Origin of the sequence: Advenella mimigardefordensis DPN7 (assembly GCF_000521505.1) — a bacterium.
Taxonomy (GTDB): Bacteria; Pseudomonadota; Gammaproteobacteria; order Burkholderiales; family Burkholderiaceae_B; genus Advenella; species Advenella mimigardefordensis.
Map to the genome: position 1 here is coordinate 2,807,301 of NZ_CP003915.1, position 23,557 is coordinate 2,830,857.

The 23,557-nt window shown below is 52.9% G+C and carries 19 protein-coding genes, 4 tRNA genes and 1 pseudogene; 8 read left to right on the forward strand and 16 right to left on the reverse strand.

The window, feature by feature from the left end:
* Nucleotides 1–238: 238 nt before the first annotated feature.
* The 12 genes from MIM_RS12910 to MIM_RS12970 form a co-directional block, all read right to left on the reverse strand.
* The gene (locus MIM_RS12910) at nucleotides 239–1,447 is read right to left on the reverse strand and encodes a porin (RefSeq protein ID WP_025373178.1); all 1,209 of its coding nucleotides are present in this window, start codon (nucleotides 1,445–1,447) and stop codon (nucleotides 239–241) included.
* A gap of 713 nt (nucleotides 1,448–2,160) precedes the next feature.
* Nucleotides 2,161–3,531 (reverse strand): group II intron reverse transcriptase/maturase, encoded by a 1,371-nt coding sequence (ltrA, locus tag MIM_RS12915; RefSeq protein WP_025371806.1) that lies wholly within the window; start codon nucleotides 3,529–3,531, stop codon nucleotides 2,161–2,163.
* Between the two features lie 494 nt (nucleotides 3,532–4,025).
* The gene (gene azu / locus MIM_RS12925) at nucleotides 4,026–4,484 is read right to left on the reverse strand and encodes an azurin (RefSeq protein ID WP_042070299.1); all 459 of its coding nucleotides are present in this window, start codon (nucleotides 4,482–4,484) and stop codon (nucleotides 4,026–4,028) included.
* A 464-nt stretch (nucleotides 4,485–4,948) separates the two neighbouring features.
* Nucleotides 4,949–5,033: transfer RNA gene (locus MIM_RS12930), tRNA-Leu, on the reverse strand.
* Between the two features lie 44 nt (nucleotides 5,034–5,077).
* Entirely contained in the window at nucleotides 5,078–5,638 is a 561-nt protein-coding gene (gene secG, locus MIM_RS12935) for a preprotein translocase subunit SecG (protein WP_025373180.1), read from the reverse strand.
* A 48-nt stretch (nucleotides 5,639–5,686) separates the two neighbouring features.
* The gene (tpiA, locus tag MIM_RS12940) at nucleotides 5,687–6,439 is read right to left on the reverse strand and encodes a triose-phosphate isomerase (protein ID WP_025373181.1); all 753 of its coding nucleotides are present in this window, start codon (nucleotides 6,437–6,439) and stop codon (nucleotides 5,687–5,689) included.
* A 68-nt stretch (nucleotides 6,440–6,507) separates the two neighbouring features.
* Nucleotides 6,508–7,485 (reverse strand): NAD(P)H-quinone oxidoreductase, encoded by a 978-nt coding sequence (locus MIM_RS12945; RefSeq protein ID WP_025373182.1) that lies wholly within the window; start codon nucleotides 7,483–7,485, stop codon nucleotides 6,508–6,510.
* A 225-nt stretch (nucleotides 7,486–7,710) separates the two neighbouring features.
* Nucleotides 7,711–8,565, reverse strand: a complete 855-nt coding sequence (locus MIM_RS12950) for a universal stress protein (RefSeq protein ID WP_025373183.1) — start codon at nucleotides 8,563–8,565, stop codon at nucleotides 7,711–7,713.
* A gap of 14 nt (nucleotides 8,566–8,579) precedes the next feature.
* Nucleotides 8,580–10,064: a SulP family inorganic anion transporter gene (locus tag MIM_RS12955; protein ID WP_025373184.1), complete on the reverse strand. Its 1,485-nt coding sequence runs from the start codon at nucleotides 10,062–10,064 to the stop codon at nucleotides 8,580–8,582.
* Nucleotides 10,065–10,491: 427 nt separating this feature from the next.
* Nucleotides 10,492–11,733 carry an MFS transporter gene (locus MIM_RS12960; RefSeq protein ID WP_025373185.1) on the reverse strand — a complete coding sequence of 414 codons (1,242 nt, stop codon included), beginning with the start codon at nucleotides 11,731–11,733 and terminating at the stop codon, nucleotides 10,492–10,494.
* A 290-nt stretch (nucleotides 11,734–12,023) separates the two neighbouring features.
* A tRNA-Ser gene (locus tag MIM_RS12965) sits at nucleotides 12,024–12,113 on the reverse strand.
* Nucleotides 12,114–12,133: 20 nt separating this feature from the next.
* Nucleotides 12,134–12,221, reverse strand: a tRNA-Leu gene (locus MIM_RS12970).
* Nucleotides 12,222–12,763: 542 nt separating this feature from the next.
* Here MIM_RS12970 and MIM_RS22175 point away from each other — a divergent pair.
* From MIM_RS22175 to MIM_RS23670, 3 genes and pseudogenes are all read left to right on the forward strand, one after another.
* Nucleotides 12,764–13,168 (forward strand): hypothetical protein, encoded by a 405-nt coding sequence (locus tag MIM_RS22175; RefSeq protein ID WP_025373186.1) that lies wholly within the window; start codon nucleotides 12,764–12,766, stop codon nucleotides 13,166–13,168.
* Between the two features lie 93 nt (nucleotides 13,169–13,261).
* A tRNA-Pro gene (locus tag MIM_RS12980) sits at nucleotides 13,262–13,338 on the forward strand.
* A gap of 79 nt (nucleotides 13,339–13,417) precedes the next feature.
* Nucleotides 13,418–13,652: pseudogene (locus tag MIM_RS23670) on the forward strand (type II TA system antitoxin MqsA family protein); the annotation flags it as partial.
* Between the two features lie 228 nt (nucleotides 13,653–13,880).
* On the opposite strand, the gene MIM_RS12985 reads toward MIM_RS23670, so the two are convergent.
* Entirely contained in the window at nucleotides 13,881–15,236 is a 1,356-nt protein-coding gene (locus tag MIM_RS12985; protein ID WP_025373187.1) for a porin, read from the reverse strand.
* Between the two features lie 688 nt (nucleotides 15,237–15,924).
* Here MIM_RS12985 and MIM_RS12990 point away from each other — a divergent pair.
* Complete coding sequence (locus tag MIM_RS12990) at nucleotides 15,925–16,296, forward strand: hypothetical protein (RefSeq protein ID WP_025373188.1); 372 nt, start codon at nucleotides 15,925–15,927, stop codon at nucleotides 16,294–16,296.
* A complete protein-coding gene (locus MIM_RS12995) occupies nucleotides 16,293–16,481 on the forward strand; it encodes a helix-turn-helix transcriptional regulator (RefSeq protein WP_025373189.1) in 189 nt (62 codons plus the stop codon). The genes MIM_RS12990 and MIM_RS12995 overlap by 4 nt, the downstream gene beginning before the upstream one ends.
* Before the next feature lie 77 nt (nucleotides 16,482–16,558).
* Here the strand turns inward: MIM_RS12995 and MIM_RS13000 are convergent, their stop codons facing one another.
* The 3 genes from MIM_RS13000 to MIM_RS13010 all read right to left on the reverse strand — a co-directional run bounded on the left by MIM_RS13000 (nucleotide 16,559) and on the right by MIM_RS13010 (nucleotide 19,548).
* A complete protein-coding gene (locus MIM_RS13000) occupies nucleotides 16,559–17,203 on the reverse strand; it encodes a trimeric intracellular cation channel family protein (protein WP_025373190.1) in 645 nt (214 codons plus the stop codon).
* On the reverse strand, nucleotides 17,203–18,468 hold the full coding sequence (locus tag MIM_RS13005) for a M20 family metallopeptidase (protein WP_025373191.1): 1,266 nt from the start codon (nucleotides 18,466–18,468) through the stop codon (nucleotides 17,203–17,205). The genes MIM_RS13000 and MIM_RS13005 overlap by 1 nt, the downstream gene beginning before the upstream one ends.
* A gap of 168 nt (nucleotides 18,469–18,636) precedes the next feature.
* The gene (locus MIM_RS13010; protein ID WP_025373192.1) at nucleotides 18,637–19,548 is read right to left on the reverse strand and encodes a LysR substrate-binding domain-containing protein; all 912 of its coding nucleotides are present in this window, start codon (nucleotides 19,546–19,548) and stop codon (nucleotides 18,637–18,639) included.
* 105 nt (nucleotides 19,549–19,653) lie between these two features.
* Between MIM_RS13010 and MIM_RS13015 the strand changes: the two genes are divergently transcribed.
* Genes MIM_RS13015 through MIM_RS13025 form a run of 3 tightly spaced genes read left to right on the forward strand, consistent with a single transcriptional unit; the run spans nucleotide 19,654 to nucleotide 23,557 of the window.
* Nucleotides 19,654–20,634 carry a Bug family tripartite tricarboxylate transporter substrate binding protein gene (locus tag MIM_RS13015; RefSeq protein WP_025373193.1) on the forward strand — a complete coding sequence of 327 codons (981 nt, stop codon included), beginning with the start codon at nucleotides 19,654–19,656 and terminating at the stop codon, nucleotides 20,632–20,634.
* A 14-nt stretch (nucleotides 20,635–20,648) separates the two neighbouring features.
* Nucleotides 20,649–22,766 carry an acetate--CoA ligase family protein gene (locus MIM_RS13020; protein ID WP_025373194.1) on the forward strand — a complete coding sequence of 706 codons (2,118 nt, stop codon included), beginning with the start codon at nucleotides 20,649–20,651 and terminating at the stop codon, nucleotides 22,764–22,766.
* Nucleotides 22,763–23,557: an enoyl-CoA hydratase/isomerase family protein gene (locus tag MIM_RS13025; protein WP_025373195.1), complete on the forward strand. Its 795-nt coding sequence runs from the start codon at nucleotides 22,763–22,765 to the stop codon at nucleotides 23,555–23,557. The genes MIM_RS13020 and MIM_RS13025 overlap by 4 nt, the downstream gene beginning before the upstream one ends.

The following is a 23,557-nucleotide window of genomic DNA, read 5'->3' on the forward strand; positions in this document are numbered from 1 at the left end:
CCTACCCTCAAGCCAGCATGGCCAATTGTCATCTCCATAGAGAAATCATCAAGCACAAGGAGACGCAACGCATTTGAACACCCAGCTCGCCCTGCCCGGCTCGCGAACCGGCGCGGCCATCGCGGGACCGCATTTGCGTCCAACTTTTCCATACCAGTTCACAACGCAGGCCAAAAAAAACCACCCCGAAGGGTGGTTTTTTCTGCTCTATGAAAACATCGCCAAGCGATGCATTTCATTAGAAACGGTGTTGCATACCTACACCAACCAGAGTTGATTTCAGTTTAACGTTTTCTTGGTTGTCAAACTTCAGTTTTCCAGTACCGTAAGATGCGATAGCATACAGGCTGGTACGTTTAGACAGGTTGTGTACATAACCCAGGCTGAACAGGTGCAGTTTACCTTTCACACCATCAAATGCTTCGCCAGTGTTTTTAGAAGTGTTGCCTTGGTAAGAGAACAGTACTTTACCGTCGTCACCAACAGGAGCACTCAGACCAGCCATCCAAGACTGTTGACGGTAACCGTTAGTTTGTGTGTAGTTCAGGCCATCACTACGAACTGCGAAGTCAGCCAGCGCGCTGTTCAGACCAACACTACCAACACCTGCTTCAGAAACAACATCATTAGCTACAGAACCACGGATCTGACCGTAGCCCAAGTGTAGTTTAACAACTTCGAAGTCGTAAGAACCAAACAGGTTCCACATGTGTGTCGTACCTTTTGTCTCCCAAGCAAGACCTGTATCTTCATCAATACCGCGAGCATTTGAACGGAAACGATCATATGAAGCAGCTACAGCGATCGGGCCGTTGTTGTATGCCAAGCCAGCAGTGATCCAGTTGGATGTATCACGTGTTTCACCTTCGTTACCAAAGAAATCTTCGGACGTCGTTTTGGTGTTTTTACCAGCATAACCGATAGCAGCTTTGAAGCCTGCGAAATCAGGCGTCATGTACTTGATGGAGTTGTCCATACGAGCAGATGGAGAATCACCGAAAGCACCGTCAGTTACACCAGCTTGACCGAAACCTGTACCAAATGGATCGATTGGAGAGATGAAATCATCAGCAACGTTGTACTGACGACCCAGAGTCAATGTACCCCAGCTTTCACCAGTCAAACCAACGATAGCTTTACGACCGAACAGACGGCCACCTTGTGAAGAACGACCGTTACCCAGGTCAAAGCCGCTTTCCAGTTGGAAAATGGCGCTAGTACCGTTACCCAGATCTTCAGTACCTTTCAGGCCCCAACGGTTGCCGTTTTTAACGCCGTTGATCAGACCGATATCGCGTGTTTTTGTGAAAGCATCACCCTGAGTAACTTTGGTTTGAGAGTACCCAATACCAGCGTCAACCAGACCGTACAGCGTTACAGAAGTTTCTGCGTGAGCCACACCAGCGAAGCCGGTTACCAGAGCTGCAGCAAGCAAAGTCTTTTTCATTTGTTAAATCTCCGTAGATTTTGAGTGATCAGAGCAGCGATCAAGACGTTATGTTCTACCGCTCTATAAAACTCCGCGAAGGGAAGTTGTAGTTATTGCACCAAATTTTGGCCCTTCTGGCTACCTTGATCTGCATCAAGAACCGTTTTTTTTGCTTTTTTGTAGGTTGCATGCAACAAAACCACAAATTAAACGGTAAACAACGACTGGAAAATCAAAAGAAAGTCGCGCCTAAGCTAGAAATTACTTTAACTTGGCTAATCTCAGGAAAATCAGACACCTACAGCCTTACCGAGTTTCCATCGAGTGACGATTAAGCAATCGCGTAGCAAAAACTCAACAGTCACACACAGATTAACAGATCCAATCGATGTATCGTTGTAAAATTAATACATTGTGTTGTATGTGCGCCATTGTTGGGGATTTTGAGCGCGCTCAAGAGCGGTGGCCGCGCAAGATTCGAGTCCATCCACCTTACCGGTCGCAACGACGCCACATACCAGCCATGAGATACAAGCGTACGCCACTGAATCATATGCGCGGATCCTGCACCATAATGGATTGACGCCCCCCCTCCCATACGCCCACCCGCACCCGAGCACACTCACTCGAACGAACAAGACACGAATCGGCATAGGGGGCAGTCATCAGACTGCACCCCTGCCACACCACCCGGCATGCGGGTCCGCACCGGGCGGTTCGAGAAGTTGAGGTCATGAGAGACGAGGCAGACCCAGGTTATCGAACCACGCGATCGTCAGCACACTATTGAGCAGCTTGCCACTGTTGCGCCACCAGCGACGGCTGTTGGCCGCCACGCGGTGTGCTACTGTCACACTAGCACCTAGAGTGCGTAGCTCACGGAACATCGTTTTACCGCGTTTCCACTGTTTGAGCTGGATTGCCCGTAACCGGTGACGTATCCATTCCTCCAGTGTTTGCCAGAGTTTTTGGGATTGCGCCAGCCGGAAGTAGCCCTTCCAACCCAGCATGTAGGCACGCAACCTGTCCACCACATCCTGCATACTGCGTCCGCCCAAGCGGCGCGTCAATTGTCGCACGCGTTGCTTGAACGCCATCACGGCCTTGGTCGCCACTCGGCGCTTGACCACGCCCTTGGGGGCCATCCAGAAGCTGTAACCCAGGAATTTGCGACCCGTAAATACACTGGCAACCGCGCTTTTGGTTTCATTGACCTTCAGGCGTAGTCTAGCGTATAACTGTCGCAGCAGGTTCATTACCCGTTCACCGGCACGGCGACTGCGAACGTAGACGTTGCAATCGTCAGCGTAGCGAACGAAGCAATGACCCCTGCGTTCCAGCTCCTTGTCCACCTCATCGAGCATCACGTTGGCCAGCAACGGCGAGAGCGGTCCGCCTTGCGGCGTGCCCTCGTGCCGCTCGATCACCACACCGCTATCCATAATGCCGCTATTCAGATACGCACGGATCAGCCGGATCACGCCGGCATCAGCAATGCGTTTCTGTAAGCGATTAATCAGGATGTCGTGGTTGACCCGGTCGAAGAACTTCTCCAGATCCACGTCCACCACGATACGGCGGCCGGACTGCACATACGACTGAGCGGCAAGCACCGCATCATGCGCCCGCCTGCCCGGTCTGAAGCCGTAGCTGTGTTCGCTGAAGGTGGGGTCAAGGATGGGTTGCAGCACTTGCAGTAGTGCTTGCTGGATCAGGCGATCCGTTACCGTCGGAATACCCAGCTCGCGCTGGCTACCGTCAGGCTTGGGTATCATTACCCGTCGTACCGGGCTGGGCCGGTACTTACCTGTCAGCAACGCCTCCCGGATGGCAGGCCAGGCGCTCACCAGGTGGTGGGCAGTCTGATCAATGTCCAGACCATCCACCCCGGCTGCTCCTTTATTGGCTCGCACCCGCTTGAACGCGGCTTGCAGGTTCTCTCTTGTCAGCGCCGCTTGCAGCAGCGCTGACCCCGTATCCTCATTGCCATATCGCGGACTCCTTGTTTCCTCGCTGACAGGATCACCGGCGGCTTCACCGCCAACTACACCCGTCCGCTCCGCTGGGGCAGTCATCTGAGGCACTACAAGTTGTATCGACATGTCGAGTAATACTCCTTCTCGTTCGGTCCTTCGTCGCTTCGACTCCGAACCTCCCCGATTCGGCTACCACGACTACTATGACCTCTGCTGAGTCCTCGCTCCGGTTCGACACCGTTACCCTTTCAGGATCAAGGCGAGGCTTCCCCAGATAAGAACGCACTCCTTCATCGCACAACCGCTGCATCTACGCCACTTCGCCTTGGTCACGAGAGCTTTGCGGTTTATGGCCCGCTCGCCCTGCTTGGCAGCGCCTTCTATGCAGTTCTTGTCCATCGGCTCGCGATTTACGCTTCACGCTTCCTTCCCACGCTCGGTCACCCTCACGCAGTTGCGCTTCACTTCGCTCGTTGTGACCAACTCGCGGCGGGACTCGCACCCGCAGGAGTACGCCCATGCTGGGCGTACCACAAAAAAGCCTCCCTTTTTTCGGGAGGCTTTTAAGCAAAAATCAAGCATGTGCCAGCATCACGCCAGACATACCCACTCTAATACGATTAATCGACGAGTTTGACGACGCCTTTCATCATGGAGCCATGCCCAGGGAATGAGCAGAAGAATACGTCGTCTCCAGTCAGCTTATCAACCGGCACCTTGACCGAGTCTGACTCACCACCACCAATCAGCTTGGTATGGGCAATCACACGCTCGTCGCCATCTTTGACATAATTTTTATCGGCACCCGCAGCGATACCATCCGTCTCCACGCCCTGCATATCGGCAGATTTAGCAATCACAAGATTGTGACCCATTGCGGCTTTCGGCAACTGGCCGGTATGCTTCAGATTAATCGTGAACTCCTTGCACGATTTACTGATAGCGATTTCTTTAGTATTAAATTGCATGGCGTCATTTGCCTCAACGTCAATTGAGCATTCAGCAGCCATAACGGGCAAAGAAGCTGCCGACAATGCCGCTGCAGCCAACACGTGTTTCAGTTTTAACTTAAAAGCCATTATGTACTCCTTAAGGTTGGTGAAATCGACTACGACTTATAACTATACCATCTTCGCTCATAACACCATATAGGAGCCAAACAGCCGAATTGATTCGACGCAATACCAGCACAATTAAACCCATACAAGCACGCAGACTACACGCATGCGCAGCCTGGCCACTGCAAGCCCTGGCTCAATGCGGCTGGACTGATGAAATGAATCAGGTTTGGCGAGTACCCATCCCCCGTTTATGGCGTAGAGCCCGTCGTGCGTTTGGGTTTAGGAATTTTGAGAATTACCGCTTGCGAGTACTGGCACAATGCGGTTGGAATGGAGTGATTAACAGAGTTTGGTGAATGCCCATCCCCCGTTTATGGCGTAGAGCCGCGAATCAGGCAATCATGCAAAAAAGCCTTTGCTCTATGAAAGCAAAGGCTTGATGGCTACGAAATACTGATCAGATACAGATCAGATTTAACAGTTGGTGCTCACGGCGAGACTCGAACTCGCACAGCTCTCGCCACTACCCCCTCAAGATAGCGTGTCTACCAATTCCACCACGTGAGCATCTGTAAAGACAGAGGAGTATAACACTATTTAATCGAAAGCACTTACTGTTTTGTATCAGTATTAGCACCTTGCTGCGATTCTGGTGCAGCAGGTGTTGTATTTTCAACAGCAGGCTTGCTCTCGGTCGCAGGTGCCGCCGGCGTTGCGCCAGACTGCTCTTGCGTCGCTGGTGCAGCAGGTGTCGCTGAAGGCGCAGTGGGCGCCCCGGAAGCTGACGGAGCCGCCGGCGTTTCAGCGGGCGCTGGCGCTACAGGCAAATCAGCTTGCGGCTGCGCGGCTGGCGCCGGGGTGGTAGCGGGAGCCGGCGCCTCATAGCCCTGCATGACACCACCACCAGTGGCCGGACCTGAAGTGCGACCCGTGTTGTTACCAATATAGGCAAGGCCCAGTGTGCAGGCAAAAAACAGAATAGACACCCATTTTGTCGCACGCGAAAAAAAGTTTGCCGCACCAGTAGCGCCAAACAGACTTCCGGCAGAACCGCCACCAAAAGATGAACCCATATCAGCGCCCTTGCCTTGCTGTAACAGCACAAGGCCGATAACCGTCAATGCAGACAAGACCTGCACAACGGCCAGTAAAGGGTATATAAATGATGGCATTTAAGTATTACTCCAAAAAAATTCCGTATAAGGAAAATGCTCACGCGCCTAGGCGCTGGCAATTCCCTGAAAATCTGTTGCAACCAGCGAGGCGCCCCCCACCAGCGCACCGTCAATATCTTCTTTGGCAAACAGGCTTGCAGCATTTGCAGCCTTCACACTACCGCCATACAGGATGCGCTGCTCAGGCGCACCCGCCTGTACAAGCAGGCCGCGAATATGCGCGTGGACTTCCTGCGCCTGCTCCGGCGAGGCAGTGAGCCCCGTACCAATCGCCCATACCGGCTCGTACGCAAGAACCATTTTTGCGACCGCGTCGGCACCCAGCGCCAATACCGGCTCAAGCTGACTGCTGATGACCTGTAGCGTATTGCCCGCCTCGCGTTCGGCCTGTGTTTCACCCACGCATACCACAGGCGTGATACCGCCTGCAATGGCCGCAGCTGCCTTGCGCGCAACCACATCGCTACTTTCGCCATGATAGGCACGACGCTCGGAATGACCCACAATCGCCCAGGCACAGCCGAACTCGGCAAGCATCGCGACCGACACCTCACCAGTATAGGCGCCGCTGGCATGCTCACTGGCATCCTGACCACCCCAACCTATCGCACTATCTTTGAGAATATCTGCCACTTGCTGCAGGTAAGGAAAAGGTGCGCATACGGCCAGCTCCGCCGCTTCCTCACCGCTAGCTGCGGTGTTCTGTAGCTTGACCAGATCCGAAAGCAACTGCTGATTTTCAGCCTTGCTGCCATTCATTTTCCAGTTCCCGATAACCAGCCGCCGACGCACACTCATATTTTCCTCGGTAAAAACGGATTTTAACAAAACCAGAGATTATAACCTTTTCATTTCTAAAAGGAAACTTAAACTGTCAGGACGATTTTCCCGATATTTTCGCCGTTTTCCATCATCGCATGCGCCTCACTGGCCTGCGCCAGGGCAAATGTGGCATGAATGACGGGTTTGATTTTGCCGGCACTCAACAATGGCCACACCTTTTGCTGCAGCGCCTGGGCAATCTGTGTCTTGAACGCGACACTACGCGGACGCAAGGTTGAACCGGTAATCGTCAGGCGTCGTCGCATGACCTGTGCCGTATCGATGGTGGCCTTGCTACCGCCCAGCTGGGCAATAATCACAATTCTTCCATCGTCAGCCAGACACTTGATATTACGATTGATGTATTCGCCAGACACCATATCCAGCACCACATCCACACCCGTGTCATTCGTCAGCTTTTTGATTTCCTCAACAAAATCCTGCGTTTTGTAATTGATGGCCCTGGTGGCCCCCAACGCCTCCACAGCCGCTGCGCGTTCGTCGCTACCTACCGTTACAAAAACCTTGTGCCCCAGCGCCCGGGCAATTTGAATCGCCGTGGTGCCGATACCACTGGCGCCGCCATGAACCAGCAACGTTTCATCGCCGGACAACGCGCCACGATCAAAAACATTGGTCCAGACCGTAAAGAATGTTTCTGGCAACGCCGCTGCCTCTACATCAGTGAACCCCTCTGGAATAGGCAGACAATTGCCCGCAGGGGCGACACAGAATTCGGCGTACCCGCCACCCGGCGTCAGCGCACATACCCGATCTCCTATTTTCAGGGAAGTGCCGGCAACATCACCGTCAACGATTTCACCAGCCACTTCCAGGCCAGGCAGATCCGATGCGCCGGGCGGCGGTGGGTACGAACCTTTACGCTGAAACACATCGGGTCGATTGATCCCGGCAGCCGTGACACGAATCAGAACCTCACCCTGCTTTAAGACGGGCTTTTCGCGCTCTACCAATTTTAATACTTCGGGGCCGCCCGGGGTGGAAATCTCAACTGCCTTCATCTGTCCTCTCCTGAAAAAATAACGGAGGCCATGTGCAAAAATGCAATGCCTGACGATCAATCAGGAGATTTTAACGTTGAAACCCACCCGCGCTTTCGGGATGCGATCAATCAGGGAAATAAAGCCCATCGCGACTCAATCAGGATTACTACACCACATGAATGTAAGGCAATCATGCATGCCACCATTGCACGGCCTGCCGTTGGGGGTCAAACGCGAATACACCTAACGCATGACCAGCACAGGCACCGGACTGGTTCTCAATAACGTGGTTGTGAGGCTCCCGACAATAAGCTCGCGAATCCGCGAATGCCCATAGGCCCCCATCACCAGCAAATCAATACCTCTGGACAAGATATAATCCACAATCACCCTCTCGGGCACCCCGGCCAACACGGCCATGATGGGTTCGAACTGCGTCGCAGTCAGCACCGACCGCACCCAGTCCATTTGCAGGCCAGCCTGTCCCGCATCCTCACTAACGCATAGCACATGGCACTGCAGCCCCGTCAGCAACGCACTTGCGGCCAGGCGCTCCACCATATTCCGCGCAGTCTCGCTACCATCAAATGCAATCAGGAAGCGACCAGGAGGCCGGAACACTGAAGACACGGCCAGTACCGGCAGATCAACCGATCTGACGACCCTTTCTACATTGTGATCAAAATAACGACGATGCGCGCCTTTAGCCTGCTCATGCCGCCCGAGGATAATCAGCCTGGCTTCGAACTGCGAATCCTGCAGACTTTGCACCAGCACACCATGTTGCTGACGCAACTCAACCGCGGTCAAGCCTGCCTGCTGCGCACGCTTTCGGGCCGCCTCCAGAATATTTTTCCCGTGCAATTGCGCCAGCCTGCTGCGCTGCTCGTCCAGCGCACTCAATTGACTCAGCAGCTTATCATGCGCATCAAAACCAATCATTCCGCTCAAGTCAACAAGCGAAGCCTGCTCCGGATGGCTGTCCAGCACATGCAAAAACGCTACAGGGCTATTTAAATGCTGCGATGCCCAAATTGCATAATCACATACCACCAGCGTGTGCAGGGCGCCATCGATGCACGCAATAATTTTTTTCATTCGTGTCTCCCGCGTTAATGGTTCGCCCGCCCACCCACTCCTTCGGGTTTATCATGAACAGCAAAACGATCTACCAGCGTCGCACTGGCCTGATCCAGGCCCTGGATAGTAACCACAGCCCCTTCGCGTCGGAACTTGAGGATGACCGAATCCAAGGCAGCAATTGCGGTAATATCCCAGAACCTTGCTGAACGCAAGTCAATAATAACCTCTTCAATCACTTCCTTGAAATCAAATTTCGACATAAAGGACTGCGCCGAGGCAAAGAAAACCTCTCCCGCCACGACATAGGTGGTGGACTCCACACCACCGGTTTTAACTGAAGTGATGCTAAGCACCCGCCCCACCTTGTGAGCAAAGAATATCCCGCTTAACAAAACACCCACCAATACGCCCTTGGCCAAATCATGTGTTGCCACTACCACGACGACAGTAGCGATCATGACAATGCTCGAGCTTTTTGGATGTCGGGTCAGATCACGCAGGGACGACCACTTGAACGTGCCGATAGACACCATGATCATCACCGCCACCAATGCGGCCATGGGAATCTGTTTGACCCATGGTCCCAGAAAAACAATCAGAATTAACAACACACTACCGGCAGTCAGGGTGGACAGACGCCCACGGCCGCCGGACTTTACATTGATGACTGATTGACCGATCATTGCGCATCCTGCCATCCCCCCAAGAAAACCGGCAGCAATATTGGCCACGCCCTGCCCAACACACTCCCGGTTTTTGTCGCTGGAAGTATCGGTCAAACCATCGACAATCGCCGCCGTCATCAACGACTCAAGCAACCCCACCACCGCCATGGGCGCCGAGTATGGCAGAATTATTTTCAGCGTTTCCAAATTCCACGGCACATCCGGCAACAGAAAAATCGGCAGACTATCAGGCAGTTCCCCCATATGACCCACCGTTCTGATATCCAGGCCCAGCACCATTGAAATGGCCGTCAGCACCAGGATGCACACCAGCGGCGACGGTATCGTTCTGGTGATAAACGGAAACAGGTAAATAATCAGCAGACCCGCGGCCACCATTACATAAACAACCCATGTCACGTTCATCAACTCAGGCAACTGGGCCATAAATATCAATATGGCCAGTGCATTGACAAAACCAGTTACCACCGAGCTGGACACAAAGCGCATCAACAATCCCAGGCGCAGTGCACCAGCAAAGATCTGCAGCACTCCGGTAAGCAAGGTCGCCGCCAGCAGGTATTGCAGGCCATGCTCTTTGACCAGCGTTACCATCAAAAGCGCCATGGCACCGGTTGCCGCGGAAATCATGCCCGGTCGACCACCGGTAAAGGCGATGACAACCGCAATACAGAACGAAGCATATAGACCCACTTTAGGATCTACGCCTGCAATGATGGAAAATGCAATGGCTTCGGGAATAAGCGCAAGCGCCACCACAATGCCCGACAGTAAATCGCCCCTGATATTTGAGAACCAATCCTGTTTGATCGTGTTTTTTGTAAACATAATTTTAATTTTTTCGGGCCCCGGACGCCTATACAGTCATAAGCGGCCCGCGCGCAAGCACATGGAACGCAAGACCGCATCGTTTGCCATCGCCGTTAACGATGAGATGCTGCCAATAGCGGCGGAAGCCGAAATGTTGAATAGGAAGATGACGACAGCAAAACGCCAGCACTTTTCAATGCCGGCATCGCTATCCAGTAGCGTGAACAGAAAATCTGCGATTGAAAGGAGACAATTACATGGGTCTGTTTATGGGAAGAATGTCAGCAATCGAGTCCGCAGACATGATTGCATTTTCGGGGTGGCCCGTATTTTGGAACGAGCCGAGTGTAGCACAAACAGTGAGACAGCCGCTCACCTGACAAGTGCCTGCCAATAAGCAATAGGCGCCACCTGCGGACGCCTTTCAGCTCGCAGCCATTGCGTGCTAGCGGCCTTCGTTTTGAACAGCAAGCGCAGGTGCGCTTGTTCTTCTGGCCAACACCAAGGCCACAACCGCCAGGCCAAGGGGTATAAAGGACACCCACAGCACCATATTCCAGCCGTACGCGCTGAGCAAGCCGCCCGAAGCAAAGGAACCGGCTGCCATCAGTCCGAAAACAATAAAATCATTGAGCGACTGCACGCGCGTTTTCTCTTCCGGCCAGTGACACTCCAGCACCAATGCCGAAGCTCCCAGAAACCCGAAGTTCCAGCCCAGGCCGAGCAAAATCAGCGTACCCCAAAAGTGCGCCACATCAATACCACCCAGCCCCACAGCAGCCGAAACACCAGTGAGCAACAAACCCACGGCCGCCACACGACTGGCACCGAAGCGGGTGATCAGATTTCCCGTAAAGAAACTGGGCGCATACATGGCAATCACATGCCATTGCAGCCCCAGATTGGCGTCTTCCTGCGAATGACCGCAGATATGCATTGCCAGTGGCGCGGAGGTCATCAAAAAATTCATCAGCATATAAGCGACTGCACCGCTCACGGCCGCCGCGATAAACCGTGGCTGCGATGCGATCACTGAAAGCGGTCGACCTCCGGCCTGCTCGGTAACCGTTGGCGCCGGCAGACGCACACCCAGCAGCAGAACCGCAGACAGCGCAGCCACCACTGCCTGCACCAGGAAAGTCGCGGCAAATTTATAAGGCTCCCAGAGATCCATAGTCCAGGTAACCAATTGAGGGCCGATAACTCCCGCCACGACACCACCCGCCATCACAAGCGACAGGGCCCGTGCACGCCGCCCCTTCTCCACTCCGTCCGCAGCCGCAAAACGAAACGTCAATACTACCGCCGCGTAGCCGCCACCGAAGAAGGTAGCCAGGCAAAAAAGCCAGAACCAGCCCTGAATAACCGCCAGCATCGCCAACAATCCAGTCAGCACACCGGCACCGGTCCCCACCAGAAATGCCGCCCGTCGCCCATAACGCTGGGCAATCTTGCCAACAGGGAGGATACACGCAGCCATCCCCACCACAAAGATCGAGATAGGCAATGTCGCCAGCACCGGCGAGGGAGCCAGATTTTCACCCACAATGGCACCCGTTGCGTATACCACCACGGAATTGGCACCAGCCAACGCCTGTGCAATAGATAAACGCCAGATATTTCCACGCTGAACGTTCTCAGGGAGGATTAAAGAAGTATCGTCAATAGTACCGTTGTTGGGTTTCATGTCAATCGTATTGGATTATGCAGCGGATATTCAGACCAGGCCCTCACCATACTGCAAGATGTCACGACTTCAATACAATGACCCGTTTGACAGTGTTGGTTATTATTTCTGGTTATGTATGTATTATTTTAAGTCATTAAAAAAGGAATCCACAAAACCTGGGCATAAACACGACAAATCAACATGGCCTGCATCCGCCGCCAGGGCCAAAAACGCAAGGCAGCAAAAAACCCCGTTATTCAATGAATAAACGGGGTTCTTAATAATGCCCGGATTCGAGCATATGAATCTGGCGGAAGCTGTGAGATTCGAACTCACGGAAGGTTTAACCCTTCGCCGGTTTTCAAGACCGGTGCATTCAACCGCTCTGCCAAGCTTCCTGTTGATGCGAGACCATCTCTGGTGCACTCGGCCGGAATCGAACCGGCACGGGCGCAATGCCCGAGAGATTTTAAGTCTCTTGTGTCTACCTATTTCACCACGAGTGCGTGAACTGGAGAAACGAGAATATAGCACATCTAATTTACGGACGTCTACATACTGAACGGAAAAAGATCATAAACCGGCTATTGCATCACCTGTTCGTGACATCAATGCGACACCTACACCCTGCTGTCAATAGTTGAGGTGCCCAGTGAGCCGCTTCTTTGTTTCTTATACAGCCCTTTCTCATCTACAGGCTGATTTCGGCATACTTTACCTGCCGGCCCAAATGTAAGGTCGATTAACACCGCGCATTGGCGCGGATCAACCGCAGCACCCACCTGACGCACCATCATCCTCGTTTTCCAGTTGGCAAACATTTCGATGCATTACAAATTAATTTATTATTTTTCAGGTATTTATATGGAAAACATCGTCAATTGTAACAACACTGGGGAGTCACCTTGCATCTGTCGTACTTCAGAAACACATTGGTCACACAATAAGTACGATAATCTGATTAACGAAATCTCATTTACGGTTGGGTAAATGAGATATATTCTTTTGAATAGCCAGAGAAACAAAAATTTCAAATATGGAGGTTCATATGAAAAAGATATTGGTCATATTTTTAGCAGCACTGGGTACCCTGGCCGGCTGTGTCGGTTACGCAGATGACGGCTATGGTCGTTATTCTGACCGTTATGATAATTACGGCGGAGGCTACGGTTCCGGTTATTATGGAAGCGGTTATCGCAGCGGATACAGAAATGTAGATTACCGACGCAATGACCGCCGTGATTGGGAACGTCGCCAAGAAGCACGCCGCGACGCCGAACGTCGCCGTGACCGAAACGATTGGAGAGACCGCCGGGATCACGATCGTGGCAACAACTGGAATAGCAGGCGAGATCATGACAGACCGAGCTGGTCTTCGTACAACCGAACACAGCGCGGCATGGAAAGCGCCAATCGCAAGCTGGAGCAAATGCGCAACAAACAAAGTCGCTAATTACTGAATGTGTAGATTTTATGTCACAACCCACTTGTCATTAAATCGAAGTTTATGTTAATATCCTTTTCTTCGCTGATTTAGTGAACACGTCGGGGCATAGCGCAGCCTGGTAGCGCATCTGGTTTGGGACCAGAGGGTCGTAAGTTCGAATCTTACTGTCCCGACCATATAAAAATTAGTGAAAACAAATACTTAGCCGTTTAAAGAGCACGATTCTTTAAGCGGCTTTTTCGTATCTGCGGGATGATCAAAGCTTCTAAGAAACAAGTCAACGCCCCTATCGTTGCGCCCGTTTTTTGTGGCCAACGTCCGACGCAGACTGAATCTTGATTAGCAAGAGGCAGCAGCTATCTTTGGCGGCGTGGTAAATGCGTTTTCGCGGTATGAGACAGGTAAAACCACCCCCCCGTTAGCGCCGGCGCAACTATTGAAACTCTTGCAAAGTCACCCGGAACTGCTGGAAGAAATCAAACAGGTTTAATACTTAGCCTGCTCAACCCGCAAAAAAGCGAATGCGATGGTAGACGAGAAGTAACCCTGCAGGATGTTTACAAACTCAGGCGGGCCGTCGTACGTCTTAAATGGAGCGGATCATTTGACACACACCCCACTACGATTGCCCTCCTGCCCCTAGCTATTTACTTACTCCTGTACTTTTGAAAGATGAGTGCTGATCACACAAGCACCCAACCTCCAACCAATGCAATGATCAGAAACGATGATTCAAACCCACGGCAGCCAGGGTAGATTTCAACTTAACGTTCTCCGCATTATCGAACTTCAATTTACCCGAACCATAAGAGGCAACCGCATACACACTGGTACGTTTTGACAGTTTATGATCATAGCCCAGGCTGAAAATGTGCAACTTGCCTTTCACGCCATCGAACGCTTCAGCCGTATTTTTTGTAGCACTGCCTTGATACGAGAATAAAATTTTCCCATCATCTCCTATCGGAGCGGACAGCCCGGCAACCCATGCCTGTTGACGATAACCGTTGGTTTGCGCATAGTTCAAACCATAGTGAGCACTTCCCGGATTGGTAACCGTTGTGAAATCGTTCAACGTCGCATTCAAGCCAGTGCTTCCTGCGCCATTTTCAACAATAACCTGATTCGCAACAGAACCTCGCACCTGGCCGTAACCTAAAAACACTTTGACCACATCAAAGTCATAAGCACCGAACAGATTCCACAAATGGGTCGTGCCTTTTAAATCCTCGTCGTTTGAATTGCGATAGTCGGTCCGGAAACGATCATAGGAAGCAGCGACCGTAAGTGGTCCATTTTCATAAGAGGCACCCACCGTGATCCAGTTGGAGGTATTGCGCTCCTCAAAATCCTCGAAGCCGTCGCTACCGGTCGTCTTGGTGTTTTTCCCGGCGTAACCCACGCCCACCTTGAAGCCCGCCAGATCCGGTGATAGATATTTGATCGAGTTATCCATGCGAGCAAAAACAGAGGCGCCAAATGCGCCGTTCAGCGTCCCTGCCTGACCATAACTGGTTCCAAACGGATTAAGTGACGAGACAGTGTCCGCGGCGACATTGGTCTGGCGCCCTAAAGTCAGCGTACCCCAGTTGCTGCCGGACAATCCCACATAGGCTAAACGACCAAACAATCGTCCGCCTTGAGTAGCACGGCCGGTTCCAATATCAAAACCATTTTCCAGTTGGAAGATGGCACTTGTACCGTTACCTAAATCTTCAGCGCCTTTTAATCCCCAGCGGCTGGCACTTTTTACGCCACTCAGCAGACCAACGTCCCGGGTTTTGGTGAAACTGTCGCCTTGAGTAACTTTGGTTTGTCGATAAGCGATTCCCGCATCTGCAATACCGTATAGCGTCACAGAAGTTTCTGCATGAGCCACGCCCGTAAAACCGAAAGCCAATGCAGCACTCATTAAAGTTTTTTCATCAATCAAACATCCTCTGATAATGTATTTTTCCAAATCTGAATTTTTAATAAATTGTTCAGATTTGAAACAATATAAAGAGCAGTGGCTGTACTGTATAGTTTGCGGTTTTTGAATGGTTTTAGGCTCAACCCAGGAAAAATGCCACATACAAAGAAGCGCGCGTTATGAACGGAGTTCGCATTTCAGTTCGCGCTGTATTTCACTTATCATTTTTTTTCAAGGCATTAAGCGGTTAATTTTTATCATCTAACCACCTTCATTTGTACAGGCGAGCACTAGCAGAAAATCAGTTTTCATCACACGCACGCAAAAGACATGCTGGCTTTCAAACATATGGATATAGCCATCTTTTCTCACCAGTGACAAATATGCGACATTTATTCTGCGATGAAGGCCAAAGCAGTGTAATGCACATTGCAGCAACCATCACAGTCGGCGCAGTGGCCGGCAATCATCGATATCACTTCAAGCATACCCGCAAGAAATAAAAGCGATTGGCACACTCAGACTTCGCGCTCAACGCATCGACCGTCACATTATGTTACTTTGACACTTACAAAATTAACTTTCCTTGAATATCCCCTGCTCTGGCCGGTCGTTATAATTAACTCGTCTCCTCACCCACCTATTGGGTGATTCACCAGCCCTTGCGGCTGGTTTTTTTTCGTCCGGAACTTGAACTGGTATAGAACAACAAATGTGATATGAGTGCCTATAAGTTGAATCTCAATTCAACCAGGATAAGAAGCGATTGGTTATGTAAAACAACCTTTACATCATAAATAATTCAATGCTATAGTAAAGCAACCTTTACATACTTTGTGGAAACTTACTCATGAAGAAATACTTTATCGAATTCACTATCGCTATGGTGTGCTACGCCGCGCTACTTCTTCTCTCAGTCTTTTTATTAAAAGAGATGGACTCCGCATCACTCTTTCGTGTGCCCGTTGCACTCCTGCCAATGATTCCCGCCATCGGTATTTGCTGGGTGGTTATTCGCCAATTGCGAAGCATGGATGAACTGCAGCGCAAGATCCAGTTTGAAGCGTTGAGCTGGGCTTTCGGTCTGACAGCCGTGACCACGTTCAGCTACGGCTTTCTTGAAACGATAGGATTTCCCAAACTCTCCTACTTTCTGATTTGGCCCGTGATGGCGGCATTCTGGATCGTTGCCCTCAGTGCAAGCAAAAAACGCTACTCATGAACAACATCATTAAGCAATTACGCGCCGAAAAGGGATTGTCCCAGGCCGATTTAGCAGCACTCTTGAATGTCTCACGGCAAACGGTTATTTCAATTGAAAACGGGCGCTATGATCCGAGTTTGCCGTTGGCCTTTGCGATATCACGCGTGTTTGGGATGAAGATTGAGGAGATTTTTCAGGAGTGAGGACGGTTTAAAACTAAATGGCTTAAGCAAATACAAGCAACCTTACCCATAAACTTTGATGATTATGGACGCAGCTTTCAATTATCATGACGCTCACGCAATCGCTGGCGCTTTTGAAACGCCGGCAAACCCCAACCGAAATACAGAGACGCAAGACGAATAAAAACAGCGACCGCTGTTGCCACCCACGGCGTCCACCAGGTGGCAATGCCGCTGTAGAAAAAACCAACCTGTACGATCGCTCCCAGCAGCGCCGCCGAGGCATATATTTCGCGGGTTAAGATGGCTGGGATGCGCGACAGCAGCACGTCGCGCATAATACCGCCGCCGACGGCACTGGCCACCCCCAGCAGAATAGCCAATTCGGCATTGTGCCCGTAGGCAAGTGATTTTTGCGCACCCGCAACCGCGAATATCCCCAGGCCAATGGCATCAAAAAACATAACCGGTTTATCCATTCTGTCGACCAGCGGACGGGCAACAATGGTGAGCGCCGATGCCAGCAATGCTGCCGCAAGATAGCGCCAGTCTGACAGACCTACCGGGGGAACCGCGCCAATGCACACATCGCGCACAATGCCTCCACCGCAAGCGACCATAAAGGCCACTGCGGCAATACCAAACAAATCAAGACCCTTTTGCCTGGCGGCAACGGCACCACTAATCGCAAACGCAAACGTGCCGCAAAGGTCCAGGAAGGTATAAAGTGCGTGTGAGGTCACTATGCGTTATCTTCAGGAGAGAACCAGGCTTCAGCCGCGCACAGCATGGTTTCCAGGCCAGTGCGTAACGTCGGATCCAGTACCGGCGCAAACTTCGGCGAATGGTTGCTGGGGATTTCATTCACTTTTTTCTCGGCCACGGCTTTGCGATAGACCTCGGGATCGGTTCCACCGACAAACCAGAACGCGTATGGCACTTGCCATTCGCGCCCGAAAATACTGAAGTCTTCGCTGGCTGCTGCTGGTTGAGTCTCGTAGGCGCGTTCACCGAAATGCGCGTCAAATGCAGTACGCAGGCGCGCGGTGGTTTCCGCATGGTTGAATGTGAGTGGGTAACTGGAAATCGTGGTGAATTCGGGATCTCTTGGCGCATTGGAGGCCACGCATTCTGCGCAGCAGATGCGACGAATGGCGCCCAGCATGTAGCCGCGAACATCTTCGTCAAACGTTCGCATATTCAACTTGAGCGTAGCATCATCTGGAATGATGTTCTCTTTGGTGCCTGCCTGCAATGCACCCACGGTAAGCACCGCGTTGGCGCTGGGTGCGATTTCGCGCGAGACAATCGTCTGCAATCGCAGGGTTGTGGACGCAGCCATGATCACCGGGTCAATTGACGTCTGCGGCTGAGAACCATGCGAGCCGCGTCCGAACAGTTTGATCTTCAGGCTATCGCCGGCAGACAGAATCGGTCCGCTGCGATAACCGACCGTGCCGGCTGCGCCCACCATCACATGCTGACCCAGAATCACATCCGGTTTAGGAAAGCGCTCTTTCATGCCGTCATCCATCATGCTTTGTGCTCCCCGGCCCACTTCTTCGCCCGGCTGGAAGACAGCCATCAGGGTACCACTCCAGCTATCGCGATGTTCGATCAAAAGCCGGGCGGCGCCCAGTAACCAGGTAACATGCAGATCATGACCGCAAGCATGCGACACCCCCACCTGCACATCCTCTTCATCGCGGGCGGTAACAGTGCTGGCATAAGGCAGCCCCGTTGCCTCTGCGACAGGTAAGGCATCCATATCGGCGCGCAACATGACAGTTGGGCCCTCGCCGTTGCGCAAAATTGCAACAACACCGGTGACGCCCACCTCGCGGGTAACCTCATAGCCAAGCTTTTCCATGTAGTCGGCCACAATTTTTGCTGTACGAAATTCCTGCATGGATAGTTCCGGATGCTGGTGCAGATCCTTGTACAGGGCTTCCAGTTCTGGCAGCAGCGCGTCAATGGCTTTTGACATAGATTCGATCATTTTCGACATGAGTAACTCCCGATGAATTTTGCAGGGGAAAAGCGATTGAGCAGCAAGCCGTACTACAGAGTTATTACATTATAAACCTGCGGTCGGGAACTACCGAGAGGAATGACATCTGCCCTCAAGACATGCACCTATATGGCTGAAAGCAGATCAGGTACCAAATACCGGCATTCAATCTATGACCGATTCCGTCAATAACGCAGATGTCAGTAATCTAAGCCTGGACGATACCAGTCGGGCTCCTTCGGACAGCGGACGCTGACGGGTCACACTCAATGCTATGGTTCTGCGTATCCCTGGACTGATAATCAGACTGGCCTGCAGTTCTCCCGCAGCGACTTCCTGTGCCACTGCCGTTAATGGTAGTAGCGTGAAGGCATGGCCTCCTGCCGCTACGTCTTTCATCGCCGTCCCTGTCTCCACTTCCATGACGATGTTCAGCTTCGTATCGTGGCGACGCGACAATACATCCAGTGTCGCGCGCAAACCATTGGGTACGGCAGGCACTACCAGTGGAATACCGTCAAGAGAGTGAAAAGACAAACTTTTCGCTGCCAGTTCAGGTAAGCCGGCCTTACCAACCAGAAAAGTATCCAGCTTGCCAAGTACATCTTCCCCGCGCGATGCGGATGACCCATAGCGATTGACCACGATCATATCAAGGCGGCCGGATGCCAGTTGCTCGTCAAGCGAACCACTGAAGCCCTCGGTCACATGCAGGCGAAGCTGCGGTGCTCGCTCACGGATATCCGCCAGCAAAAGCGGCAGTAATTGTCGTGCCAGCGACGGCAAAACGCCGATATGAACGGTTCCCGTCAGTATGCCGGCGGCCTGGCTCGCGGTAGCGCCCAGTTGCTCCACCTGATCAAGTATGCGCTTAACCTCGGGGTACATGCGCCGACCAAAATCGGACAACACCATTCCCCGACCGGTTCTGTCAAACAGGCGCTTACCCCACTCTTTTTCCAGCATCGCGATTTGGCGACTGACCAGCGACTGCGCCATGTCCGATGCAATCGCTGCGCGAGACAACGACTGCATATCCGCCACCAGCAGGAAAGTATCCAGTTGCTTAAGATTCATGGTTTCACTTAAATGGAAAGCTGAAATTATAAACTTTGTATTTATATATATCTCAATTGTGGCTAAGCTTGTCGCCATCAAGATAAAACAACGAAGGAGACCACCTTGAAACTGACTCATTGCCTTGCGGCCGCATGTGCTGCCACCGTCCTGCATACTTCATCGATCGCAGGTGCGCAAACGCCCGCGTATCCGACCCACCCTGTCAATCTGGTCGTGCCCTTTTCCGCGGGCGGCCCAACCGATGCCATGGCACGTATCCTGGCGCAAAAACTGGGAGAACGACTGGGCCAGCAAGTGATTGTCGACAACCGAGGTGGTGCAGGCGGCAGTATCGCTGCGGAGTTGGTGGCGCGTTCTAAAGCAGACGGCTACACCCTCTTTTTCGGTACGACCGGCACCATGGCGATCAATCCAAGCCTGTATGCCAACCTGCGTTACGACCCGATCAGGGATTTTGCCCCGATCAGCCTGATGGCAACCACCATGAATGTTCTAGTCGTGAACCGTCAGTTGCCGGTCAAGACTCTCGGTGATCTGGTCAAACTGGCCAAGGCCAAGCCGGACGAGCTCACTTACGGCTCAGCAGGCAATGGCAGTTCCAACCACCTGTCGGGGGAGCTTTTCCGCACCACCGCTGATATCCGGATCAATCACATTCCATATAAAGGCTCAGCGCCCGCACTTGTTGACCTGCTGGCAGGCCGCATATCGATGATGTTCGACACCATTGCGCAACAAACACAGAATATTGAAGCCGGAAAGGTCACTGCACTTGCGGTTACCGGCCCCGCGCGCTCACCACTCTTGCCTGAAGTACCTACTGCGCAACAGGCAGGACTTGATGGTTTTGACGTCACTATCTGGTACGGTGTGCTGGCTCCACATGGCACGCCCGAGACCATCGTGAACCGGCTGCAACAGGAAATTGCGGACATCATGGCAACAGACGACATGAAAGCACGCATGCAAAAAGACGGCGCAGCGGCACAAAGTACCACGTCAGCCGAATTTGCCGATCTGATTAAAAACGATACCGCCAAATGGGCACCGGTAGTCAAGAACTCCGGCGCCAGCCTGAACTAATACGAGCAGCATCTATGACATTCTCTCCAGATCCTCGCCTGCGCAATGCCCTGGCGCCACGCAGTATCGCCGTAATCGGCGCCACAGAAGACCCCAATAAAGTGGGCGGACGCCCCCTGCATTATCTGAAGCGCTGCGGATTTTCCGGCGCGGTGTACCCGATCAATCCCCGGCGCAAAACAATCCAGGGCATGCAGGCATTTGCCTCGCTTGACGAGCTGCCGGACACCCCCGATGTCGCGATCATAGCGGTAGGACATAATGCCGTAGGTGACGTCATCGAACAATGTGCGGTACGTGGCATTGCCTGCGCCATCATCATGAGCTCGGGTTTCGGCGAAACCGGCAGTGCGGGCGTGGCACGCCAAACCGAACTGGTAGCACAGGCGCAACGACTGGGCTTACGGCTAGTGGGCCCGAATGCCCAGGGCGTAGCCAATTTTCAGACCGGCGCCATCATGAACTTCAGCACCATGTTCATGGAAATAGAACCCGCAGACGGCCCGGTCGCCATCATTAGCCAGAGCGGCGCTGCCAGTGTCATGCCCTACGCCATGCTGCGTGAACGCGGGGTAGGCGTACGCTATCTGATTGCCTCCGGTAATGATGCCGATGCCTCGGTGTGCGAATTAGCACTTGCTGCGGCTGTTGATCCGGCAATCCGGGTCGTCCTGCTGTATATCGAATCGCTCGCTGATCCGGCCATGCTGGCCGAAACAGCCCGATTGGCTAACGCTCGCGGTGCAGCAGTCGTTGCCCTGAAGGCCGGGCGCAGCACACACGGCGCAAAGGCTGCGGCCTCGCACACAGGTGCGATGGTAAACGATGATATTGTCGTGGATGCCTTTCTGGAGCTTCACGGTATCTGGCGTGCCGCTGATGTACACGATCTGATCAATGCCGTTGAGCTATATCTGACAATACCACCTCAACCAGCGGACAGCCTGGTTGTCATGAGCCACAGCGGCGCGGTCGGCGTACTGTGCGCCGACGCGGCCGATACTCTGAATCTTTCATTAACGGAACTGGCCCCTTCGGTAGTACACAGCCTGGCCGGGATTATGCCCAGCTTTGCCACTGCCCAGAATCCGGTAGACCTGACCGCGTCCCTGATGACACAAAGCGGCATGTATGCTGCAACGCTCAATACCCTGACCACCGACCCGCATGCCGATATGTTTCTCATTGGCGTCCCCGTGGCTGGACCGGGTTATGACGTCCCGGGCATGGCTGCAGACACGGCCGCGTTTGCCGGCAATACTGGAAAACCCGCTGTGATATCAGCGCCGCAAGCTTCGGTGCGCCGCATTTTTCGCGAAACTGGTGTACCCGTGTTTGCGCACGAAACGGATGCCATCCGTGCACTACATCAATGGAGCCGGCATGGCGCCCTGATACAGCAGGCGATGGTCCGCAACCAACTGGAAACAACAACAGCATCTCCCCTCGTTCTTCCAAACCGAACGAATCGCTTTCTAAGTGAAGCGGAAAGCCTGGCCATATTGGCACGGGCGGATATCCCAACAGTACCCTACACCCTGTGCCACAACGTAGATGAAGCAATCGCCGCCTGGCGCGCACTGGGGCCGGATATTGTCATGAAAGCGTGTTCCGCGCATATTCCACACAAATCGGAGCATGGCCTGGTCTTTATCGGACTGAAAAACGAACAGCAAATTATCGACAGCTGGCATCAATGTGCACAGCGTGTTGCCGCGCTGCAAGTGCCGTTCGATGGCGTTATTGTCGCGCAACGCGTTTCCGGAAGACGAGAATTTGCCTTAGGTGTTCGACAGGATACAACCTTTGGCACCGTGGTCATGATTGGTGATGGTGGCAAATATGTAGAAGCGCTGCGCGATTTCGTTGTACTGCTGCATCCGTTTTCGAAGGACGACGTGATCGCCAAAATGCAGACACTTCGCATCGCGCCTATTCTGGCGGGGGTACGTGGCGAAGCGCCAATCGACCTGGACACACTGGCGCATACCGCCGTCGCACTCGCGCGTCTGGCAGCATCACATCCGCAAGATATTACGTCTATCGATCTGAATCCACTGATTGTCGGCGATATGGGCAGCCAGGGATGGGCTGTCGATGCCGTCATCGAATGTAACAAGGAGCAGGGATGACACCCCAAAGTACCGTACTAGCAGAGTATCTCGACGACATTGCCGTGATCCGCCTTCATCGCCCCGCCGCCATGAACGCAGTGAATGCCTCGCTGCGTACAGCCCTGACGGACACACTGTATGCGCTCGAAGCAAATGAAACGATCCGTGCCATCGTGTTGACTGGCAGCGGTGAGCGTGCTTTCTGCGCAGGTCAGGACCTGGAAGAAGCGGGCACGATCAACACCGGCAATTTGGCCGACTGGCTCAATCGCCAACACGCGATGTACCAGGCGATACGAGACATGAGCAAGCCGATTGTGGCGGCATTGAACGCAACAGCAGTGGGTGCCGGTTTTCAGATGGCGCTGATGTGCGATTTGCGAGTCGCCCATCCCGCACTGCGCATGGGACAGCCTGAAGTCAGAGCCGGGTTGGCGAGCATCGTCGGTTCGTACCTCATGTCCTTGCAAATCGGCCATTCGCTCAACCAGGAACTCTCACTGACCGGCGAACTGATCACCGGTGAACGCGCGCATGCGCTCGGGCTCGTCAACGATCTGGTCGCTGCCGATCAGGTATTACCTCGTGCCCTGGAGCGTGCTGCCGCATTGGCTGCGCTACCACGCACCGCTTTTCGCCTGACCAAACAGCGCTTCAGAGAATCAACGCAAGCCGGCTTCGATCAGGCCTGCAACGCCGGTATCCGCTACCAGCTAGAATGCTACGCTAGCGGCGAGCCACAACAGGTCATGCAAACATTTATCTCCCGGCGCACCTCATCCAATCCTGCCCACCCCCATAAGGATTAA